Origin of the sequence: Nocardia sp. CA-135953 (assembly GCF_050955735.1) — a bacterium.
GTDB lineage: Bacteria > Actinomycetota > Actinomycetes > Mycobacteriales > Mycobacteriaceae > Nocardia.
In genome coordinates this window covers 2,496,909-2,513,536 of record NZ_CP192082.1, presented here as the reverse complement: position 1 = coordinate 2,513,536, position 16,628 = coordinate 2,496,909, and the positions used below count along the sequence as shown (strand labels likewise).

Genomic DNA, 16,628 nt, shown 5'->3' with positions numbered 1-16,628 from the left:
TTCCTCTGAACACGTGCAGACACAAACCGACGAATCATCGCGGATCACTGTCTGAGTTCGCTATATCAACCCTGGAGGATCACATTCCCCGCCGCTAGCTATCACCACGATCGTGGAACCGCCGACCGTCCCGTTGCCCGTCACCCTTGGTATTGCTACTGCATCAGCGAGGGCCGAGACGTACGGCAAGCAGCAGCGCGTCCGCCCATATCCTGAACGAGATTTGGCCACTGGCCTTCTGCCACCCGTGCTGGCCGATTCAGTCAGCGCGCCATGCGGCGACGATGATGGTGCCCCTACAGCGAAGTGGTCGTCGACCGGGCGGGTGCGATCGCATCGAGACGGTGCGCCCGGCGGGCATGGCGGCGCAGTGCCGGTCAGAAGTCGTCGTCGTGTCCGGCGAGGTGCCGCCCCAGCCGTCTGGCCGCGTCGATGATGCCGCTCAATGGGTCTTCGTACTTGAAGCTGTCGTACTCGTCGGGCTCGAGAGCATCGGTGAGCCGGAGCGCGTGCCGGATCATGATGTCCTCGCCCACCACGACGAGCCCGCCGACAATGCCCGTGCTGCCGACCTTGGTGAGGATGGCCAGGAGATCGACCTTGCCAGCCTTGGCGAACGGCCTTTGGAACTGGATCCATTCATCGTCTGCCCGTCTGATCACGACATCGGGTGCGGCCCAATCCTCTTCAGCGTCCTCAACCCTGAGGCTGATGCTGTCGGGCTCGATGTGCACGCCGTAACTGTTCTGGGAGATGAGTTCGACCAGGGCGTCCCACTGTTCGCTCTGTTCCATGTGATTCCCCTTCGCGGTCGTCAGCGTCCCGCCGACCCGGAGCATAGCAGAATCGTCTGCGGCACAACGGATCACGCAGAACACGACCCGAGCCGCGAGGTATTCCTCGGCGAAAACCCGAGCCGACCAGCTGGACAGATGATCACCATGTCTCCCTGGAGGGGCGCTCTCGGGCGATGCCGCCGAGGGTGCATGGTGATCGCCTGACCAGCTGGGTTGGGCTATGTCGGATGGGCTGGGGTGGGAGGATTTGGGGTATGGAGGATTCGTTTGGGGGGCGGCGTCCGACGAGTCATGAGCGGATGACGGGGGTGCCCTGGGATGCGTCTTATCAGGATGGGCCTGCGCCTTGGGATGTGGGTGGGCCGCAGCAGGCAATAGTGCGGTTGGGGGTCGGCGGCGGGTTCGCGGGGGCGGTGCTCGATGCGGGGTGCGGGAGTGGGGAGAATGCGCTGTACCTTGCGGCGCTGGGGTTTTCGGTGCTGGGCGTCGATGTGGCGGAGACGGCATTGGCGACGGCACGGGCGCAGGCCGTCGAGCGCGGGCTGGACGCCGAGTTTGTTGCGGCCGACGCATTGCAACTGGAGCGGTTGGGGCGCAAGTTCGAGACGGTGCTGGATTGCGGACTGTTCCATACCTTCGACGGTGACGAGCGACGGGCATATGTGGCGAGTCTGGCCACGGTGACCGAGCGCGGTGGCACGCTGTATGTGTTGTGCTTCAGTGACGAGGGTCCCGATACGGGACCACACCCCGTCAGCAGGGAAGAACTCGAGACGGCATTCGATTCCGACAGTGGATGGAATATCACGGCCCTCGAACCGGACCGGATCGAGACGAGATATCACGACGCCGGCGCACCTGCCTGGCTCGCCACGGTCAAACGGATCTGATGCCTCGCAGGCGGAGCGGCTCGAGGAACGCGGCGAGCAGGTGCATCTGATGCCGTTCGGCTGGTAAAGAATTGCCGTGTCGACCTCCTCGACGGGATCGACAGCACACAGCATGTGATCCACATGTCGGGCGATTACAACCAACCGTGCGAGCCGGTACTGCGCTGGCCCAGCCCGCGTTCGCAGTTCCTAGCGCGATCGGCGCCGGCCGCTCGGGTCAGGAAGGTGTGCGTCACTTCTGAGGGGGACGCTGAACACCGAGCGCCTGTCCCCGCTCGTGAGAAGCATCCCGGCACGGCGACCATTACTGTCCGTGCGTAGCCGAATCCACTTGCCGCACAGGCATTCGAATCAGAGCGCACCGAACCCCGCCCGATTCCTCGAATCTGGAAAGATGCGAATCTGCTAACGGTTCACTATTGATTGTGCCGCTGTTTAGCGGCACAATAGATATCAGACAACCTGCATCCCCGGCACACCCACTACCGACCAAGTCCGGGCTCGGCGGGACGAAGGAGATATCGGTAACCATGAACCTCAAGTCGAAGAAGGTCGTCATAGCCGGTGCGGTCGCCGGTGCACTGGTGATCACGCCGGCCGCCATGGCGATTCAGTCGACCATCGCGGCGCCCGGTAACCACAGCAACAGCAATGGCGGCGGCGCCCGGGGTGGCGGGTACAGCAACAGCAACTCGGGCAGCCGCCGTGTCGCCGATCAGGATCACGCCGCGTCCGGCAACAACTCGAGCCGCGGCACCTACGAGAGCGGCGGCGACGGCGGACGCTGGGTATGGGTGCCCGCCGAGGGCAGCCGCTGACCCACTCCCCCTGCGGCTCTTCACATTACGAATGCGACCGTCACCCCGAGAGGGGCGGCGGTCGCATTCGTTTGTGCACCCGATGCGTACCATCTACCCCTCGAAAGACGGACTCGCACCGGGTAGTCAATCGCACTCGAGCGGTCGCTGCTCGACCGTCGACACAGACCGATGCCCTCCCGGGCGGCGTGCGCAGAGTTGCACGACCGCCCGAAAGGGCATCAGCGGTAAGAAGATTCGACTACTCAGGTCAAACTGCCGTCGACGCACAGGCTCGACGACCGCCAGGACGGCCCCGGCCGGTTCGCGGCCATATCGAAGCTCCAGTCCGAAATCGGTCCGGCCGCACGCCAATACAGCCCGCCCCGGCCGTCGGCAACGGCCTCGTACATGTCTTCGCGACCCTCGATCAGCTGGCTGCCGACGCAGTAGTCCATGTAGTCGGTGCCCGGCTGCTGCGCCCCCGGGCTGAACTTGCCGGCCGGATTGCCATTGGTACCGGGGTTGTACACGGAGCCGCGGCCGCGGGCGTAGCCCTCACGGGACCACCGCGCGAAGCCGAAGAAATCGGACTCGCACCGGTATGTCCAGCCGCCCGCGGAGATCGCCACGCCCTGTGGAACGGCTTCACCGGCCCACAGGCAGCGCACACCGATATCGGCATCGGCCGCTGGCGTTTCGATGCCGACACCGAATCCACCGATGCCTGCCGCGACCGCTGCGAGGAATGAGAGTGCTCGGATCTTGTTGCGTCCCCTGGCATTACGTGCCTGGTCGGGACATTCCGTAGGTCTGGGTGCGTCGCGCAGTTCGCTGACGTTGATCATCGACGTCTCCTTCATCATTGTCTCGCCCGCCGGCCGACGTCGATACGGACCGGAGGGAGGTGCTGTTCCCGCTGTCTAATGTAACGCTATTTAACGGCACGTTGGGCTAAGTATCGCCAACTGTGGGAACGATGAAAAAGGAAAGGCCTGGCCAAGGACGTGCGCAACCGAAGGATCGGCCGCAAGCCAGGCAAGAAATTGCACGCGTCGGCGCGAGCCGAAACCGCGTCAGGCGTCGGGCAGCGCCTCGGTGAGTTCGCTGTCCTGTTCGAGGTACTTCGCGACAAAGCGGTTCACGAGCTCGGCGGTCGCCTGTCCCGGGCGGATCCGCGTCTCGGCCACCCGGTCCGCGAGGACCGCCTTATCCGCAGGGGTGCGCTCGGAGTGCTGATACGGCTCCCACGCCGACCGATGGAACAGATCGACGAAGCGGCGGGCGATCCGATCGCAGTCCGCGCGCAGTCGTTCCAATTCGCCGAGCAGCGCATCGACCGGCATGCCCGCGCCTTCCAGCTGATCGAAGATGCGGATCAGTTGCGGATCGGCGATGCGGTAGGTCGCGGCATCGACCGGTTCGTACAGACCGACCGAGACCACGCGGGCCAAACCATGGGGCACGTCGCGATAGCGCTGCTCGAGTTCGGTCGCCGCGATCGTGTCACCGGCCGGCGGTGCGGTGGACTGCGTCGCACCGGGCTCCGCGACGCCGAGGATGTCACCGAGATCGTCACCGCGATCCCACGCCTCCAACAGTTCCCTGATCCCGTTGAGCTTGATTCCCCGGTCCAGCAAACGGCTGATCGTCTGGACCCGATTGAGGTGATCCGGTCCGTAAAAACCGGTGCGGCCCTTCACCTGTGGTGGGGGCAGGATGCCGCGCTCGGCGTAAACCCGCAGGCTGCGCACGGTCGTACCAGCCTGGCGCGCCAGCTCATCGATCGTGTACTCCACGTCCCCTGCCATATGTCTAGGAAACCACACAGAAACATTACCCGTAGGTAAGCATACGTCAGTGATGTCGGGTACCTATGGTTCGCGACCCGCCGTCAACCCCCAAAGACACCCCCTAACTATTCCCGCCGTTGGCAATTCGATCCGCCGAACCGGCGACGTCGGGCTTATCCTTCGGATATGACCGAGGCGCAGGCTTCCCGAATTACCGTGACGGAACGGGAACGGGCGCTGGAACAACTGTCGCACCATCTCGGCACCGGGCGATTGAGCCTCACCGAGTTCGACGAACGCAGCGCCGTTGCCGCGGCGGCAACCACCAAAGGACAATTGGCGGAATTGTTCGCCGACCTGCCCGGCGCTACACCAGCCGCACCGCCCCCGCCCACCGGCGGTAGTACGCTGCGGCGACTGCGGACGATCGCCGCGGTGGTCTCGATCGTCGCGGTCGTGCTCGCGGTCGCCACCGGCAACTGGCTGTGGCTGCTGGCGGGCACCGGGACGATCGTCGCCTTCGTGGTGCAGCAGTTGCGTTGAGCCGCTCGATCTACCAGCGGGTGCGTGGCCGAATGGAATTCGCCAGATCGACCAGCCGATAGCGGTGCCAGCGATCCGGCGCCGTCCTGGCCAGGGCGCGCAGGCTGGTTTCGAGCCCCTGCCGCAGCCCCGCCGAGGTGACTGGGAAGCCGAGGATCGTCCGGTTCGGATTCCGCGGCCGTCCCCCGACCCGTAGCCACTCCAACGCCGCACCGACCACGATGACCTGCAATTGCAGGGTTCGCGCATCGTCGGGCAGCGCCTCCAACCGTCCCGCCGCCGTGCAGATGTCTTCCTCGGTGATATCGGCGATCGGCCGCGAGACCAGCAGCAGACACCCCGTCGTATGCGCCACGCCGTGATGCCTGGAGGCGGCGGGCACCTGGTCGAGCACCGTAACCGCCTCGAGTAATTCGCCGTCGGCGGCGAGCCGGCGGGCCAGGCCGAATGCCGCGCTCACTACGCCGTGGTTGGTCCGCCAGACCGCACGGTAGTGCTCGGCCGCGGCGCGGTGCCAGCGATCCGATTCGGCCGGGTGGTCCAGATGCTGCAGCACCAGTTCCGCAGTGGCGGCCAGAGCCAGTTCCGGGCCGATCTCGCCGGGCAGCATCGAGTGCACGGACTCGAAATGCTGCCAGGCCCGCTCGTAATGGCCGTCGAGCAGTGCGGCGACGCCGACATACCACTCGATGCGCCAGTCCGCGCTGTAGTCGGCGCGCAGATCGGCGAGCAGTTGACAGGCCGGAACGGTCTCGCCGAGGTCCAGGTAGGCGCGGACCGCGGTCAGCGGCGCCTCGAGGTCGAAGGACTCCGGGGCGACGATCGTGCCGGCCCGGATGCGTTCGTGCGCCCGGCGCAGCGCGTCCAGCGCGTGCCGCGGTTCACCGTGCAGCAGGGACGACAGCAGTTCGGCACTGGGGTCCTCGCTATCGATCAACGGCGTCGGCAGGGCCGCGACGACATCACGCGCCTCGAGCACCGGCATGCGGGCCATGCCGTCGACGATGCCGTCGGTCTGGCCGATGAGGGTGTCTGTGCCGAAATCGTCTCGCATGGAGCTCAATTCGACCGAAGGCTGCGGATGTTCCAGGCCGGTATCGATCGCGAGGACCATGCGCAGCGCACCGGCGAGCTGACAGTACATCGAATACGCGGACGGGAACCGGCGCTCCGGCTCCGGATCGGTGGCGCGCAGCAGTAGGCGGTACAGACACGGATAGCGCGCCAGCAGCGGGTCCTCATCCGGTTCGGGTATGCCGCCGAGAAAGTTCCCGCTGCGGTCGCGCGGCAGATCCAGGGCCAGCGCCGCCAGGGTCCGGCCGACGGTGTAGATATCCGAAACCACGGTGGGTCCGGTCTCGGTGATCTCTGGGGCCTGATAGCCGGGTGTGCCGTAGATGCTGCCGTAGGAGTCCATCGCGGCGACCGCACCCAAATCGATCAGTTTGACCTCGTGCTCGCTGACCATGATGTTGTCGGGTTTCAGATCGTTGTATGCCAATCCGAAGGAATGCAGATAGTCCAGTGCGGGCAGGATTTCCATGATGTAGGCGATGGCCTCGACGACCGGAATGCGCTCCTTACCGCGCAGATCGAGCATCTTCTTCAGCGATTGGCCACCGACGTATTCCATGACGATGTAGCCGTCCGGAATATCGCGGGCAGACCGATGTTTGACGAAGTTGTAAATCTTGACCACGCCGGGGTGCGCCACCTCGGAAAGGAATTGCCGTTCGGCGAGCGCGACCACATGCGCCTCGAAGTCCAGCGGGTTCTGCAAACCCTTCAGCACGACCCAGCGATCGCTGACATTGCGGTCGACCGCGAGATAAATCCAACCGAGTCCGCCGTGTGCCAGCGATCCCTGCACCTCGTATTGATCGGCGACGAGTTCGCCGCGCTGCAGGGTGGGACGGAAGTTGAACGGTGAGCCACAGCGGCCGCATTCGCCGGCCACCGCACCCGGCTCGGTGGCGGAACGACGGCCGACCGGTTCCTGACATTTCCAACAGAACCGTTTGAGTTCGGGCACTTCCGGATCGTCGAGAATGGCGGTGCGTGGGTCGACCGGCGCCACCCGCGGCATCGGCACCAGACCCGCGCCGAGTCGGCGAACACTCGGCCGGGAGCGACTGCTGCGACCGGAGACCGCCTCGTCGAGTTCGAGAGTGTCCTCGGCGCCCGTCATCGGATCGCTCACCGACATGGTGTCACCGGGTGCCGGAGGCGCGGAGATTCGTTGCGCCGGAGCACGTTCCACGGTGTTCGGCCCGGACCATGGATGCTGGCGGCGTTGCGACGTTTCGAGTTTCGACATGCCGCGGGTAGCCCAGGGATGTGGCGTCCGTCGCGGAACCTCGGTACCGCGCATCCGCCGATTCGCCCATGGATGCGGCAGCGGATTCTCGGAGGCGCTGGGTTGTTCCGGCATGGGAACCTTTCGAGCCCGGTGAATAGGGGACCCATTCTCTTCCGCCGTCCGTCGCCGTGCGCATGCCTTATTCCCCCTGATGGGAATAGCTCCGCCCCGGACTTGTTGTCCGGGGCGGAGATCCCGTAGCGAGTGCTTGCGGGTCGCTCGAAATGATCTGCTTGCTATTCCTCGTCGGGCTTGTCGAGAACGACGACCGTCTCACCCTCGCGGCGCGGCCGCTCGGCCAACACCGGGAACTGACCGGTGATGCCCTCACGTTCCTGAGCGACCTGCAGCACCCGCTTGCGGGCCAGGAACCAGCCGCCGACGAATGCCGGAACCACGACCACCGCCATGGCGATCACCGCACCACGCTGCTCGATTTCGTGGCTGCACGCCATCAGCACGATCACCGCGACCAGGAACGCCAACGTGGCGTAGCTGGTGTAGGGCGCACCGATCAGCCGGAACGACGGCCGTTCTGCCAGCCCCTTCTTCGACCAGCGGAACAGTTGCAGCTGGCAGATCACGATCGCACCCCAGGCCGCGATGGTGCCCAGTGCGGACATGTTCAGCACGATCTCGAAGGCCTTGTCCGGCACCATCGCATTGAGCCCGACACCCACCAGCGCGATCGCGCCGGTGGCGAGGATGCCGACGTAGGGCACACCGCCATTGGACATCCGCGAGGCGATCTTGGGCGCACTGCCGTTCATCGACATCGAGCGCAGGATGCGGCCGGTCGAATACAGACCCGCGTTGAGGCTGGAGAAGGCCGCGGTCAGCACCACCAGGTTCATGATCGAGCCGGCACCGCCGACACCGAGCTTGGAGAAGAAGGTGACGAACGGGCTCTCACCGGCCTTGAAGACGACGTAGGGCAGCAGCAGTCCGAGCAGCACCAGCGAACCGACGTAGAACAGCGCGATCCGGGCGATGACCGAATTGATGGCCCGGGGCATGATCTTTTCCGGGTTCTCCGCCTCACCGGCGGCCGTACCGATCAATTCCACTGCGGCATAGGCGAATACGACACCGGTGGTGACCGTGACCAAGGGCAGCAGACCGGTCGGGAACATGCCGCCGTTATCGGAGAGCACGGTGAAACCGGTGGTCTCGCCGTCGACCTCGAATCGGCCTGCCAGGAAGATGGTGCCGACGATCAGGAAGGCGACGAGTGCGACAACCTTGATCAGCGCGGCCCAGAACTCCAGCTCACCGAACCATTTCACCGAGATCAGGTTGATGCTGACGACGATGGCCAGCGCCACCAGCGCGATCAACCACTGCGGTATCGCCTCGGTGGCTCCCCAGAAATGGACATAGGTGGCGATCGCGGTGATGTCTACGATGCCGGTCATGCACCAGTGGAAGAAGTACATCCACCCGACTGCGAAAGCCAGCTTCTCGCCGTAGAACTCACGCGCGTAGGAGACGAACGATCCGGAGGACGGACGATGCAGCACCAGCTCGCCCAGCGCCCGCAGGATGAAGAATACGAAGATGCCGCAGACCGCGTACACGATGAACAGTCCGGGACCGGCCGTGTGCAACCGACCACCCGCACCAAGGAACAGTCCGGTTCCGATCGCGCCCCCGATCGCGATCATCTGCAGCTGGCGCGGGCGCAACGCCTTGTGATAGCCCGCATCCTCAGCATGCAGAGCATCCGCGGGCGCCGGCACTTCCGCGGAGTGTTGAACGGTTGTCATGGTGGTGCCTTTCACGTGACGGCGATCATATCGCTGCTTAATGTAACGCTAATCAACGGCACGTTCAATAGCGAGTCAAGACTTGTAACCGCGTGGAAACGTTTTGGAGTCGCCCTACCCGCCGCGACCTCGGCGTTAGTTGATCGTACCGCTGAACATCGGTACGCTGAATATGTTTACGGCTGATGGAGCGCGAGCATGGCATGGTTCGAACGGGAGTTCATCGCGGTCCCTGAGGACCGCAAGAATCAACTCGTCTACAAGTGGCCGGATGTCAACATCCGTCGCTACAGCCGTGCCATCGTCAATGCCGACGAGATCGCGCTGTTCGTCAAGTCCGGGCAGGTCGTGGCCGCGATGGGGCCCGGTCGGCATCGGATCGATGCCGACGAGCTGCCGGTCCTCGGCGCACTCGTGGATACGTTGACCGGCAACAACTTCTACCGCGCCGAACTGTATTTCGTCTCCACCCGCGAGTTCCCCGGCATCAAGTTCGGCGGCCGCCTGGCCGATATCGCCGACCCGGTCAGCGAACAGGTCGTGACGCTGCGGGTCTTCGGGGAATTCGCGCTTTCGGTTCGGGATCCGGCCGAACTGGTCACCTCACTGGCGGGCACAACCGACCTGAGCGTCCCGGCTACGGTCGAGTCCTGGAGCTCGGACCTGCTGCTGAAGGCCATGAAAGTCGCTGTCACACAGGGTATTTCCCGAGGTGACTGGCCAGTGCTCGGCCTGTCCGGGCAGTTGGAGCCGATCGAGGCCGCAGTGGTGCGCCAGACCAACCTGACACTCTACGAATACGGCCTGCGCATCCCGCGCCTGGGTAACTTCGATATCACCCTGGCACCGGAAGATGCGGACCGCATCAAGCGACTGGCCAAGGATGTCACCTACATTCGCCTGGCTGGCGACTTCCAGCGTTACGCCGCAGGAGAATTGGCGCTCGGCGCGGGACAGGGTTTCGCGCATGGCCACGGCGGCGGGGACGGATTCCTCGGCGCGGCACTGGGTTTGAACGCCATCCAACAGCAGGCACCGAGCAATCCATGGCAGCGGCAGGCGATTCCGGCTGCCGCGCAACCGGTTCCGCCGGTGTGCACCGGCTGCGGAACCGACAATCCCGCGAATGCACGATTCTGCATGAACTGCGGTGACCCATTGGCGGCCCGCCCGCGCCACTGCACCGAATGCGGCGCAGACCTGACTGCCATGGCGAAGTTCTGCGGCAACTGCGGCACCGCCGCCACAAGCTGACCTGTGCTCGAATACAACATTCCACCCCGACGAATCCCGGTCGCCGCCGAGAAGCCTATCCACGATCGGCGCATACCCGCGGTGCTGTCGCACATGACGCGTCGGGCGACACACCGGTTCGAAACCACAAGCTAGGCGCACCTCTGGTAGGCGCCGTCTCGCGGTCAATCGTCGTAGTGGCCTCGGCACATGATGCTGTTCACACTGTCGTCGTCAGCGCGATAAACGATCCGGTGCTCACTGTCGATCCGCCTCGACCACCAACCAGAAAGGTTGGCGCGCAACTACTTCGCAGTCCGGATTCAGCGGCGCGCCAGGCCACGGCCTTTGCCCAGGACTCGGCGCCGGGTCGCTTGTAGGCGGATCAGTCGGCCGGTACGGTCGAACCAACTGAACAGGGGCGGGAGCCGTTCCGGCATGATCAATGCCGTCGACACCGCTGGCGACCAGGAGGAACGCATGATCAGCAGGGGGAGCACACTGCTCGGCACTGTGTTGGCGGTTGGTGCTGTTGTCCTGCTGTCGGGGTGTGGGTCATCGACGGGGGGAGATGCGAAACCGGCCGTGAGCTCGACGAGCGCCGGACCGTCGATGGCTGCGGATGTGCCGCGAAGCTATGACCCATGCAGGGACGTTCCACAGAGCGTGCTGGACTCGGAGAAACTGCACAACAAGCACACCGTCGATGACAGTGCGAGCGGCGGAGTTCGATGGGTCGGTTGTCAATGGGTACGGTCGAACGGCTACGGAGTCAGTATCCGCACAACGAATCTCACCATCGACCTGATTCGTAGCCGCAACTTCCCCGAGACCACCGAGTTCACGATCAGTGGCAGGCGCGTCATCTCGACACGCCAGTTCGACGGTCCGTACATAAAAGAAGCTTGCACGGTGGATGTCGAGATGAAGGGCGGCAGCCTCGAGTTCAACCTGAACAACCCGCCCTCGAACCGCGATACCGGCAGCACTGACTCGTGCGTGCTCGCCCGGGGGCTGGCTGAAAAGATTGTACCCAGTGTGCCTGACACCGCCTGACCGGTGCTCCACGAACCGAATTAATTGGGAGGGAACACATGGCAAACGAGGACACGTCTCCGAAGAGCCCCCTAGCGAACCTGATCACCGAGGCTCGCGAGGGTCGGCTCACGATCCGAATGGACCTCGAGAAGTTCGTCTATATCGACCGCGACTGCGAGTACTTCAAGGACCAGATCCGAGATATCCAGACGACCATGACCCAGGTCGCGCAGCAAGATAAGTGGGGTCTGGGTGAGGGCTTCTCCGCACAGGGCGACCGGGACCTGGTCTCTGCTAAGACGATGGTCAGGCGCTGGCGGGGAAAGTCCAGGGCCTTGGACAACTCCACGGGCTCCGACAACAGCGTCTACGCGGTGATGGAATCCCATTACAAGGTCATCGAAGACTTCCAAACCCTCTTCCGCACCGTCCGCGAACGCATCACCGGCATCGACACCGAGCAAGCGGCGAAATACCAAGACCTGGAAGCGAATCTGCCACAGCAGGCACCCGCCCAAGCCAAGATCTTCTCCTGGCCAGGACTATAGAACTCCGCGCTCGCGCACACCTTCGCCACGGGGCACACATCGACGCTCCGCATGACACGCCGGTCTGAAAATCAAAAGCTCTGTGCGAGATTGAATTTGACCGAGGTCGAGACAATAGACAGGCCCATGCGGAACGCGGGGCGGCGTGGGTGCAGTTCCGAGAAACTAGGCGGTCGATAGTCTTGGGTGCGGATCGGCGCGAAGTCGGCTCTGTAGCAGTGGCTTTCGCATGCAAGGGATGGAACGATGCAGACGAAAATAAGCTCTGTGCGAGAGCGGTTTTCGACCGGGTTGAGGTGGAAGACGGCCCCATTGACTGCGCTCACCGAATCTGGCTCTGACGACGATCACGTGACGGCGGTTCAGGTGGCGAGAAGGATCTGTGCTCTGAGGAGATCGAAGTTCGCCCGGCCGTAGCCGTCGCGCTCGAGTCGTTTCACGCGCGTGATGTTGCCTTCGACGGCGCCGGAGCTGTGTTCGGTGAGCGCCGTCACCATCTCGACATCGGAGTTGTCGTGATGGGGCCGCTGTGGTGCTCGGAGATACGTCAGGCTCAGGCGTTGCGGTCGAACTCGCCGCCCGTGATGCCCGCAGTGAAGGCGTCCCACTCGCCGGGCGTGAAGACCAAGGCCGGGCCGGTGGGATTCTTGCTGTCGCGCATTCCGACCATCCCGTGATCAAGGAAGGCGACTTCGACACATTCCGTGCTCTGGCCGCTGTAGCTGCTTTTGAACCACTCGGCGGTCACCGAGGTAACTCCTTTACGATCTCGGACAAGTAAGCGCGGGTCTTGGCCGCGCTCATCGTCGACCGCTCTATGGCGGTCCAAGATCGACCGTACCAGGCCACCTGCTCAGGACTTTCGTGATACATGTTGCCACCGCTTGCGCCGGATTCGGCGTATACGACCGGGGGTTCTGGTTCCAGGTCTGCTGTTCCGTCGAATTCGAGGATGATGAACGGGCCTTCCTCGGTGCCGCGATAGATACCGATGTCAAAGGGCACGAGCCGGATCCTGACGTTGCGCAGCGCCGAGATTTCGATAATGCGATCCAGTTGGCCGATGGCGAGTTCCGGGTCACTGAGTGTCCGACGGATCACGTTCTCGTCGAGAATCACGTCCAACTTCGGCCGGGATTCGGTCAGTATGACCTGTCGCCGCATCCGAAGCTGGATTTGGCGCTCCATCTCCTCGGGCGTCAGGTTCAGGCTGGTGCTGAGCAGCGCGCGGGCGTAGTGCTCAGTTTGCAGCAGGCCAGGGATGCGAGCGTTCTGGTACATCGCGAGAGCGGTGGCGGTGGTTTCGAGGGAGATGTAGACGTCGAGCTTGTCGGACGACACGAAATCGCCGAAGTCATACCACCAACCCCGGGCAGATTCTGCTGCCGCGGCAAGGGTTTTCAGCCTCGCCCTGGTCTCCGGCGTGGCATGGTAGATGTCGCTGAGTTTGTCGAGGTAGATCGGCTTGAGCTTGCACGGCTGCCCCTTGAGCATTTTCGTCACTGTGACGTGATGAAGGTTGACCTGTTCCGCCACGTCCTTGATATAGAGCCCGGATTCTCGATGCAGCTTGGACAGAATGCGTGCCACCTGACGGCGGGGAACCGATGGGGCGGCAGGCTGTGCGGGCATGCGATGACCTCCTTGGCTTGACCAGGCGAAACTCTCGTTCGTCGCCAGGGTACATCGTTTTTTCGAAGTGAACTATTTTCTGGATTAAGATTGTGAACTTCCCTCCATGGGTGTGTGCTGAACATGGGCTTCGAGAGTGGCCGCCGAAACGCATCAGCCTCGCGACAAAGCTCCGAATGCTCCGCAAACCACCACATCAACCAGGTTCTGGGGGAACCATGACAGCTACGCGCGCCATCGCCTCACCGTCGCCGAACACTTTGGGCGACAAACCGAAAGCCATTGGCTTCGTTCGCAATGACGTATCCGGCCCGCATGCCCCACGTCACGCCCTCGACGTACAGCGGCACGCGAACACGCTCGGCTACCAGCACGTATACACCGTTCGGCCACCCGCCGAGGTCGACGATCCGATCGGATACGCGCTGGGCATAGCGGCTGGCCTCGAAATCCAGGTGATCGTCGTCTTCGACCTCGGCCACGTCGACTGTCAGCCCGCATTGATCTGCGACGCCGGGTTCGATCTGGAAACCGTTTGCCCGCAAAGTACTTGGGTGCACTCCGCACACCGCGCGCCAGGCATCGGGACGGGGTCGGTGTGATGTACGAAGACGCGCTGCTCAACCCGCCGAATATCTGCGGTTTCGCCGAAATCGAGTTGGCACACGCGCAAATGCGCCGTCATCGGGCCTGCCGGATCCAGCGGTGCGCGTGGAAGCGGGTCGCTTATTACACGCTCGTGCGGTGCGGCCGGATCACGCCACCGGAGTCGAGCCCACGCGAACGAGCCCGACTGCGCGGCATCGACTTCCCTGTCGACACCATCGACCGTTCCCTCCCCGAGGGCATACCCGAACTCCACATCTTGCACCGGGTGCTCGACGGGCTCACCCGAGTCGCGCTACCGCCGAGGACGCCCGGCAACGGCGACGAGCGGTGAACCGCTATGGGGCCGTGGCAAATTGTGCACAGCGTCCTCGCGGTCGTCGGGGGCGGCGCGTTCGCGATGGCCGGCGTTGCGTGCGTGTGGCCGATAAACCAGCCACGCCACGACCGACCCGCCGCACGCCGCTGCCGCTTACACCCGATCGAATGGCCGAAGGCATGGACATGCGGCCCACCCGAACAACCGTTCACACTCGCCGACGCTCACGTCGCGATGCAACTGCACCGCGAACACGATTGCGAGCGCAAGCACGCCGCATTCGACGCGCTGGTCGCGGCCGGTCGCATCCACCCCGATTCCACACGCCGACACCGACTCTGGGGCAAACCCTGGTGAGCGGGCACAACGTACAGCGCCAGCCCGGACCACATCGACGCCCAGCCGAGCTCGCAGCGGCACAACACGCCGACACCGACTCTGGGGCAAACCCTGGTGAGCGGGCACAACGTACAGCGCCAGCCCGGACCACATCGACGCGCCGACCTCGTAGCGGCACAAACAGCAATCCAGCGGCCGTCTGTGGCCGAGCCGAGTCGAAAGGTGGCTCCAGCATTCCCGGGAACAACCATTCGACTCCGCTCGCCGACCGCACTCACACCCGACACCCGCACGATTGATCGGAACGCATTGATGACCGAATGGACTTGGGAGCCCGACGATTTCGCGGCACTGTGGTTCAACCTCGAAAACGACCGGTTCCCCGATTCGCCTCGCTTCACCACGATAGATCGGAACGCATTGATGACCGAATGGACTTGGGAGCCCGACGATTTCGCGGCACTGTGGTTCAACCTCGAAAACGACCGGTCCCCGATCCGCTTCGCTTCACCAGTCGCTTCGCCTACCGCGACGAGTTCGAAGCCCACCGAACCACCGTGCGCGAGCGCTACTCCCGCGACGAACTCACCGAAATCGAACTCGCCCTGGACACCTTGACCACCTCTTCGGTGCGCATCCAAATCCTCGGCGGCACAACCCGACACGAGAACACCGACGGCGGCGTCCGCGTCTACCGTATTGTCGGCGCACGTTTCGAACGGCACGCGATGACGCTGGCGCAGGCCACCTTCGGCGACACCAACGGCCCGATCCGCTGCCGCCTGTTCCCCGCCGACCACCTCCCCGCCCAACTCGCCGACTGCCTCCCACCCTGCAAACCCGGCACCCAACCCCAGGCCGCCGCTCCCGACAACAGCGACAGTCCGCACGAGCGCATTCAGCGCCTCCTACACCGCCCCGCCGACGGCGGCGGGTCCGCCCTGCTGTTCACCGGCCCCGTTACCACACCGAACAAACCGCTCGCCGCCATCCAATGGCACGACATCACCGATGACGGCCGTTACACCGAACTCCACGACCAGCACAACACCGTCCACCCGACCACCCCTACCGACCTCGCCGCCCACTTCACCACCTGGATCGCGCGCGCTACCCAACTCGAAGCCGAGCAGGATCGCACGTAGCCGCGAGAGGCTCCCGCGCACGGCATCTCCCCACGATTCCGTGCGTGGCGCGATAGGACCCGACCGGCAACCAAAGACCGACGAGAGTGTGATCATGTCGCCACCATGGTGTACACACAGCGTGTACACTTCATATATGACCGCGCATGTGACCGTCCGTGAGCTTCGCGCCGGACTAGCCAAAACCCTGGATGCGGCAGAGCACGGTGAAACCACGATCGTCACCCGCGACGGCCGCCCCGTCGCCGCCCTGGTGCCGGTGAGCATGCTCCAAGCCTTGGAAAACTGGGAAGACGAACAGCTCGCGGATATCGCCAAACAGCGCTACCAGCAGTACAAGGGCGAGGGGGCGATCAACCTCACCGAGATGTTCGCTGAAATTCTGGACGAACCCAAGTGAAATACAGGTTCGAGTTCACCCTGGAAGCACAACAGGACATCCGCGACATTCCCAAAACGGACGCTATCCGGCTACTTCAGAAGCTCGCGCAATCGGGTGATGATCCTTACGCACCGAACAATGCGGTCAAGCCGATGACAGGCGAATACGTCGGTTTCTATCGGCTCCGCTGCGGTGACTATCGTGCCAACTATCGGATAGAGAACAATCGGTTGGTGATCCTGGTTATCGCGGCCGGCGGCAGGGACATCGTCTACCGGTAACGAGCACTCACTCGGATAGCCTCTCGCGCAATCGATGTCGAGCTCACGACCCAGTCCCCGTCTTCCCGCGAACACCGGGACCCACTGCGGAGGTGTGGGTCCCGATGTTCGCGGGAATGACGGGGAAATTCACCGGAAACGCTTGCACACCCCCCGGCCT

The 16,628-nt window shown here is 63.8% G+C and carries 20 protein-coding genes; 11 read left to right on the top strand and 9 right to left on the bottom strand.

Annotated features, from left to right (window positions below; genetic code table 11):
- Nucleotides 1-377: 377 nt before the first annotated feature.
- Nucleotides 378-839 (bottom strand): hypothetical protein, encoded by a 462-nt coding sequence (locus tag ACQPXH_RS11490; RefSeq protein WP_433602295.1) that lies wholly within the window; start codon nucleotides 837-839, stop codon nucleotides 378-380.
- 257 nt (nucleotides 840-1,096) lie between these two features.
- Between ACQPXH_RS11490 and ACQPXH_RS11485 the strand changes: the two genes are divergently transcribed.
- Nucleotides 1,097-1,687 carry a class I SAM-dependent methyltransferase gene (locus ACQPXH_RS11485; protein ID WP_433603420.1) on the top strand — a complete coding sequence of 197 codons (591 nt, stop codon included), beginning with the start codon at nucleotides 1,097-1,099 and terminating at the stop codon, nucleotides 1,685-1,687.
- 530 nt (nucleotides 1,688-2,217) lie between these two features.
- Entirely contained in the window at nucleotides 2,218-2,505 is a 288-nt protein-coding gene (locus ACQPXH_RS11480) for a hypothetical protein (RefSeq protein WP_433602294.1), read from the top strand.
- Nucleotides 2,506-2,750: 245 nt separating this feature from the next.
- On the opposite strand, the gene ACQPXH_RS11475 is transcribed toward ACQPXH_RS11480, so the two are convergent.
- Nucleotides 2,751-3,332 (bottom strand): hypothetical protein, encoded by a 582-nt coding sequence (locus ACQPXH_RS11475; RefSeq protein ID WP_433602293.1) that lies wholly within the window; start codon nucleotides 3,330-3,332, stop codon nucleotides 2,751-2,753.
- Nucleotides 3,333-3,560: 228 nt separating this feature from the next.
- The gene (locus tag ACQPXH_RS11470) at nucleotides 3,561-4,283 is read right to left on the bottom strand and encodes a MerR family transcriptional regulator (protein WP_433602292.1); all 723 of its coding nucleotides are present in this window, start codon (nucleotides 4,281-4,283) and stop codon (nucleotides 3,561-3,563) included.
- A 180-nt stretch (nucleotides 4,284-4,463) separates the two neighbouring features.
- On the opposite strand from ACQPXH_RS11470, the gene ACQPXH_RS11465 reads away from it, so the two are divergent.
- On the top strand, nucleotides 4,464-4,820 hold the full coding sequence (locus ACQPXH_RS11465) for a DUF1707 SHOCT-like domain-containing protein (RefSeq protein ID WP_433602291.1): 357 nt from the start codon (nucleotides 4,464-4,466) through the stop codon (nucleotides 4,818-4,820).
- A gap of 10 nt (nucleotides 4,821-4,830) precedes the next feature.
- On the opposite strand, the gene ACQPXH_RS11460 is transcribed toward ACQPXH_RS11465, so the two are convergent.
- Together ACQPXH_RS11460 and ACQPXH_RS11455 are read right to left on the bottom strand one after the other, a co-directional pair.
- Entirely contained in the window at nucleotides 4,831-7,251 is a 2,421-nt protein-coding gene (locus ACQPXH_RS11460; RefSeq protein WP_433602290.1) for a tetratricopeptide repeat protein, read from the bottom strand.
- A 164-nt stretch (nucleotides 7,252-7,415) separates the two neighbouring features.
- Nucleotides 7,416-8,945, bottom strand: a complete 1,530-nt coding sequence (locus ACQPXH_RS11455; RefSeq protein ID WP_433602289.1) for an amino acid permease — start codon at nucleotides 8,943-8,945, stop codon at nucleotides 7,416-7,418.
- Nucleotides 8,946-9,143: 198 nt separating this feature from the next.
- Here ACQPXH_RS11455 and ACQPXH_RS11450 point away from each other — a divergent pair, with 198 nt between their 5' ends.
- Nucleotides 9,144-10,199, top strand: coding sequence for an SPFH domain-containing protein (locus ACQPXH_RS11450; protein WP_433602288.1), 1,056 nt, complete (start codon nucleotides 9,144-9,146; stop codon nucleotides 10,197-10,199).
- 164 nt (nucleotides 10,200-10,363) lie between these two features.
- On the opposite strand, the gene ACQPXH_RS11445 is transcribed toward ACQPXH_RS11450, so the two are convergent.
- A complete protein-coding gene (locus ACQPXH_RS11445; protein ID WP_433602287.1) occupies nucleotides 10,364-10,483 on the bottom strand; it encodes a type II toxin-antitoxin system YoeB family toxin in 120 nt (39 codons plus the stop codon).
- 133 nt (nucleotides 10,484-10,616) lie between these two features.
- Between ACQPXH_RS11445 and ACQPXH_RS11440 the strand changes: the two genes are divergently transcribed.
- Both ACQPXH_RS11440 and ACQPXH_RS11435 read left to right on the top strand, forming a co-directional pair.
- On the top strand, nucleotides 10,617-11,234 hold the full coding sequence (locus tag ACQPXH_RS11440) for a DUF3558 domain-containing protein (RefSeq protein ID WP_433602286.1): 618 nt from the start codon (nucleotides 10,617-10,619) through the stop codon (nucleotides 11,232-11,234).
- Nucleotides 11,235-11,272: 38 nt separating this feature from the next.
- Nucleotides 11,273-11,764, top strand: a complete 492-nt coding sequence (locus ACQPXH_RS11435; RefSeq protein ID WP_433602285.1) for a hypothetical protein — start codon at nucleotides 11,273-11,275, stop codon at nucleotides 11,762-11,764.
- 362 nt (nucleotides 11,765-12,126) lie between these two features.
- Here the strand turns inward: ACQPXH_RS11435 and ACQPXH_RS11430 are convergent, their stop codons facing one another.
- The 3 genes from ACQPXH_RS11430 to ACQPXH_RS11420 are packed head-to-tail and all read right to left on the bottom strand — an operon-like array spanning nucleotide 12,127 to nucleotide 13,396.
- Entirely contained in the window at nucleotides 12,127-12,261 is a 135-nt protein-coding gene (locus ACQPXH_RS11430; protein WP_433602284.1) for a hypothetical protein, read from the bottom strand.
- 56 nt (nucleotides 12,262-12,317) lie between these two features.
- Nucleotides 12,318-12,512, bottom strand: coding sequence for a DUF397 domain-containing protein (locus ACQPXH_RS11425; RefSeq protein ID WP_433602283.1), 195 nt, complete (start codon nucleotides 12,510-12,512; stop codon nucleotides 12,318-12,320).
- A complete protein-coding gene (locus ACQPXH_RS11420; protein WP_433602282.1) occupies nucleotides 12,509-13,396 on the bottom strand; it encodes a DUF5753 domain-containing protein in 888 nt (295 codons plus the stop codon). The genes ACQPXH_RS11425 and ACQPXH_RS11420 overlap by 4 nt, the downstream gene beginning before the upstream one ends.
- Nucleotides 13,397-13,614: 218 nt before the next feature.
- Here ACQPXH_RS11420 and ACQPXH_RS11415 point away from each other — a divergent pair, with 218 nt between their 5' ends.
- The 5 genes from ACQPXH_RS11415 to ACQPXH_RS11395 all read left to right on the top strand — a co-directional run bounded on the left by ACQPXH_RS11415 (nucleotide 13,615) and on the right by ACQPXH_RS11395 (nucleotide 16,468).
- Entirely contained in the window at nucleotides 13,615-13,998 is a 384-nt protein-coding gene (locus ACQPXH_RS11415) for a hypothetical protein (RefSeq protein ID WP_433602281.1), read from the top strand.
- Nucleotides 13,995-14,336, top strand: a complete 342-nt coding sequence (locus ACQPXH_RS11410) for a hypothetical protein (RefSeq protein WP_433602280.1) — start codon at nucleotides 13,995-13,997, stop codon at nucleotides 14,334-14,336. Before ACQPXH_RS11415 ends, ACQPXH_RS11410 begins: the two co-directional genes overlap by 4 nt.
- Nucleotides 14,337-15,124: 788 nt before the next feature.
- Nucleotides 15,125-15,805, top strand: a complete 681-nt coding sequence (locus ACQPXH_RS11405) for an ESX secretion-associated protein EspG (RefSeq protein WP_433602279.1) — start codon at nucleotides 15,125-15,127, stop codon at nucleotides 15,803-15,805.
- Nucleotides 15,806-15,941: 136 nt separating this feature from the next.
- Nucleotides 15,942-16,205 carry a type II toxin-antitoxin system Phd/YefM family antitoxin gene (locus tag ACQPXH_RS11400; RefSeq protein WP_433602278.1) on the top strand — a complete coding sequence of 88 codons (264 nt, stop codon included), beginning with the start codon at nucleotides 15,942-15,944 and terminating at the stop codon, nucleotides 16,203-16,205.
- A complete protein-coding gene (locus ACQPXH_RS11395) occupies nucleotides 16,202-16,468 on the top strand; it encodes a type II toxin-antitoxin system RelE family toxin (protein WP_433602277.1) in 267 nt (88 codons plus the stop codon). The genes ACQPXH_RS11400 and ACQPXH_RS11395 overlap by 4 nt, the downstream gene beginning before the upstream one ends.
- The last annotated feature ends 160 nt before the right edge of the window (nucleotides 16,469-16,628 follow it).

Coding starts and splice junctions, on each gene's coding strand:
- ACQPXH_RS11475 (WP_433602293.1), bottom strand. CDS start 3,332: ATGATCAACGTCAGCGAACTGCGCGACGCACCCAGACCTACGGAATGT.
- ACQPXH_RS11460 (WP_433602290.1), bottom strand. CDS start 7,251: ATGCCGGAACAACCCAGCGCCTCCGAGAATCCGCTGCCGCATCCATGG.
- ACQPXH_RS11440 (WP_433602286.1), top strand. CDS start 10,617: ATGATCAATGCCGTCGACACCGCTGGCGACCAGGAGGAACGCATGATC.
- ACQPXH_RS11490 (WP_433602295.1), bottom strand. CDS start 839: ATGCTCCGGGTCGGCGGGACGCTGACGACCGCGAAGGGGAATCACATG.
- ACQPXH_RS11435 (WP_433602285.1), top strand. CDS start 11,273: ATGGCAAACGAGGACACGTCTCCGAAGAGCCCCCTAGCGAACCTGATC.
- ACQPXH_RS11480 (WP_433602294.1), top strand. CDS start 2,218: ATGAACCTCAAGTCGAAGAAGGTCGTCATAGCCGGTGCGGTCGCCGGT.
- ACQPXH_RS11465 (WP_433602291.1), top strand. CDS start 4,464: ATGACCGAGGCGCAGGCTTCCCGAATTACCGTGACGGAACGGGAACGG.
- ACQPXH_RS11450 (WP_433602288.1), top strand. CDS start 9,144: ATGGCATGGTTCGAACGGGAGTTCATCGCGGTCCCTGAGGACCGCAAG.
- ACQPXH_RS11400 (WP_433602278.1), top strand. CDS start 15,942: ATGACCGCGCATGTGACCGTCCGTGAGCTTCGCGCCGGACTAGCCAAA.
- ACQPXH_RS11415 (WP_433602281.1), top strand. CDS start 13,615: ATGACAGCTACGCGCGCCATCGCCTCACCGTCGCCGAACACTTTGGGC.
- ACQPXH_RS11430 (WP_433602284.1), bottom strand. CDS start 12,261: ATGGTGACGGCGCTCACCGAACACAGCTCCGGCGCCGTCGAAGGCAAC.
- ACQPXH_RS11455 (WP_433602289.1), bottom strand. CDS start 8,945: ATGACAACCGTTCAACACTCCGCGGAAGTGCCGGCGCCCGCGGATGCT.
- ACQPXH_RS11420 (WP_433602282.1), bottom strand. CDS start 13,396: ATGCCCGCACAGCCTGCCGCCCCATCGGTTCCCCGCCGTCAGGTGGCA.
- ACQPXH_RS11485 (WP_433603420.1), top strand. CDS start 1,097: ATGACGGGGGTGCCCTGGGATGCGTCTTATCAGGATGGGCCTGCGCCT.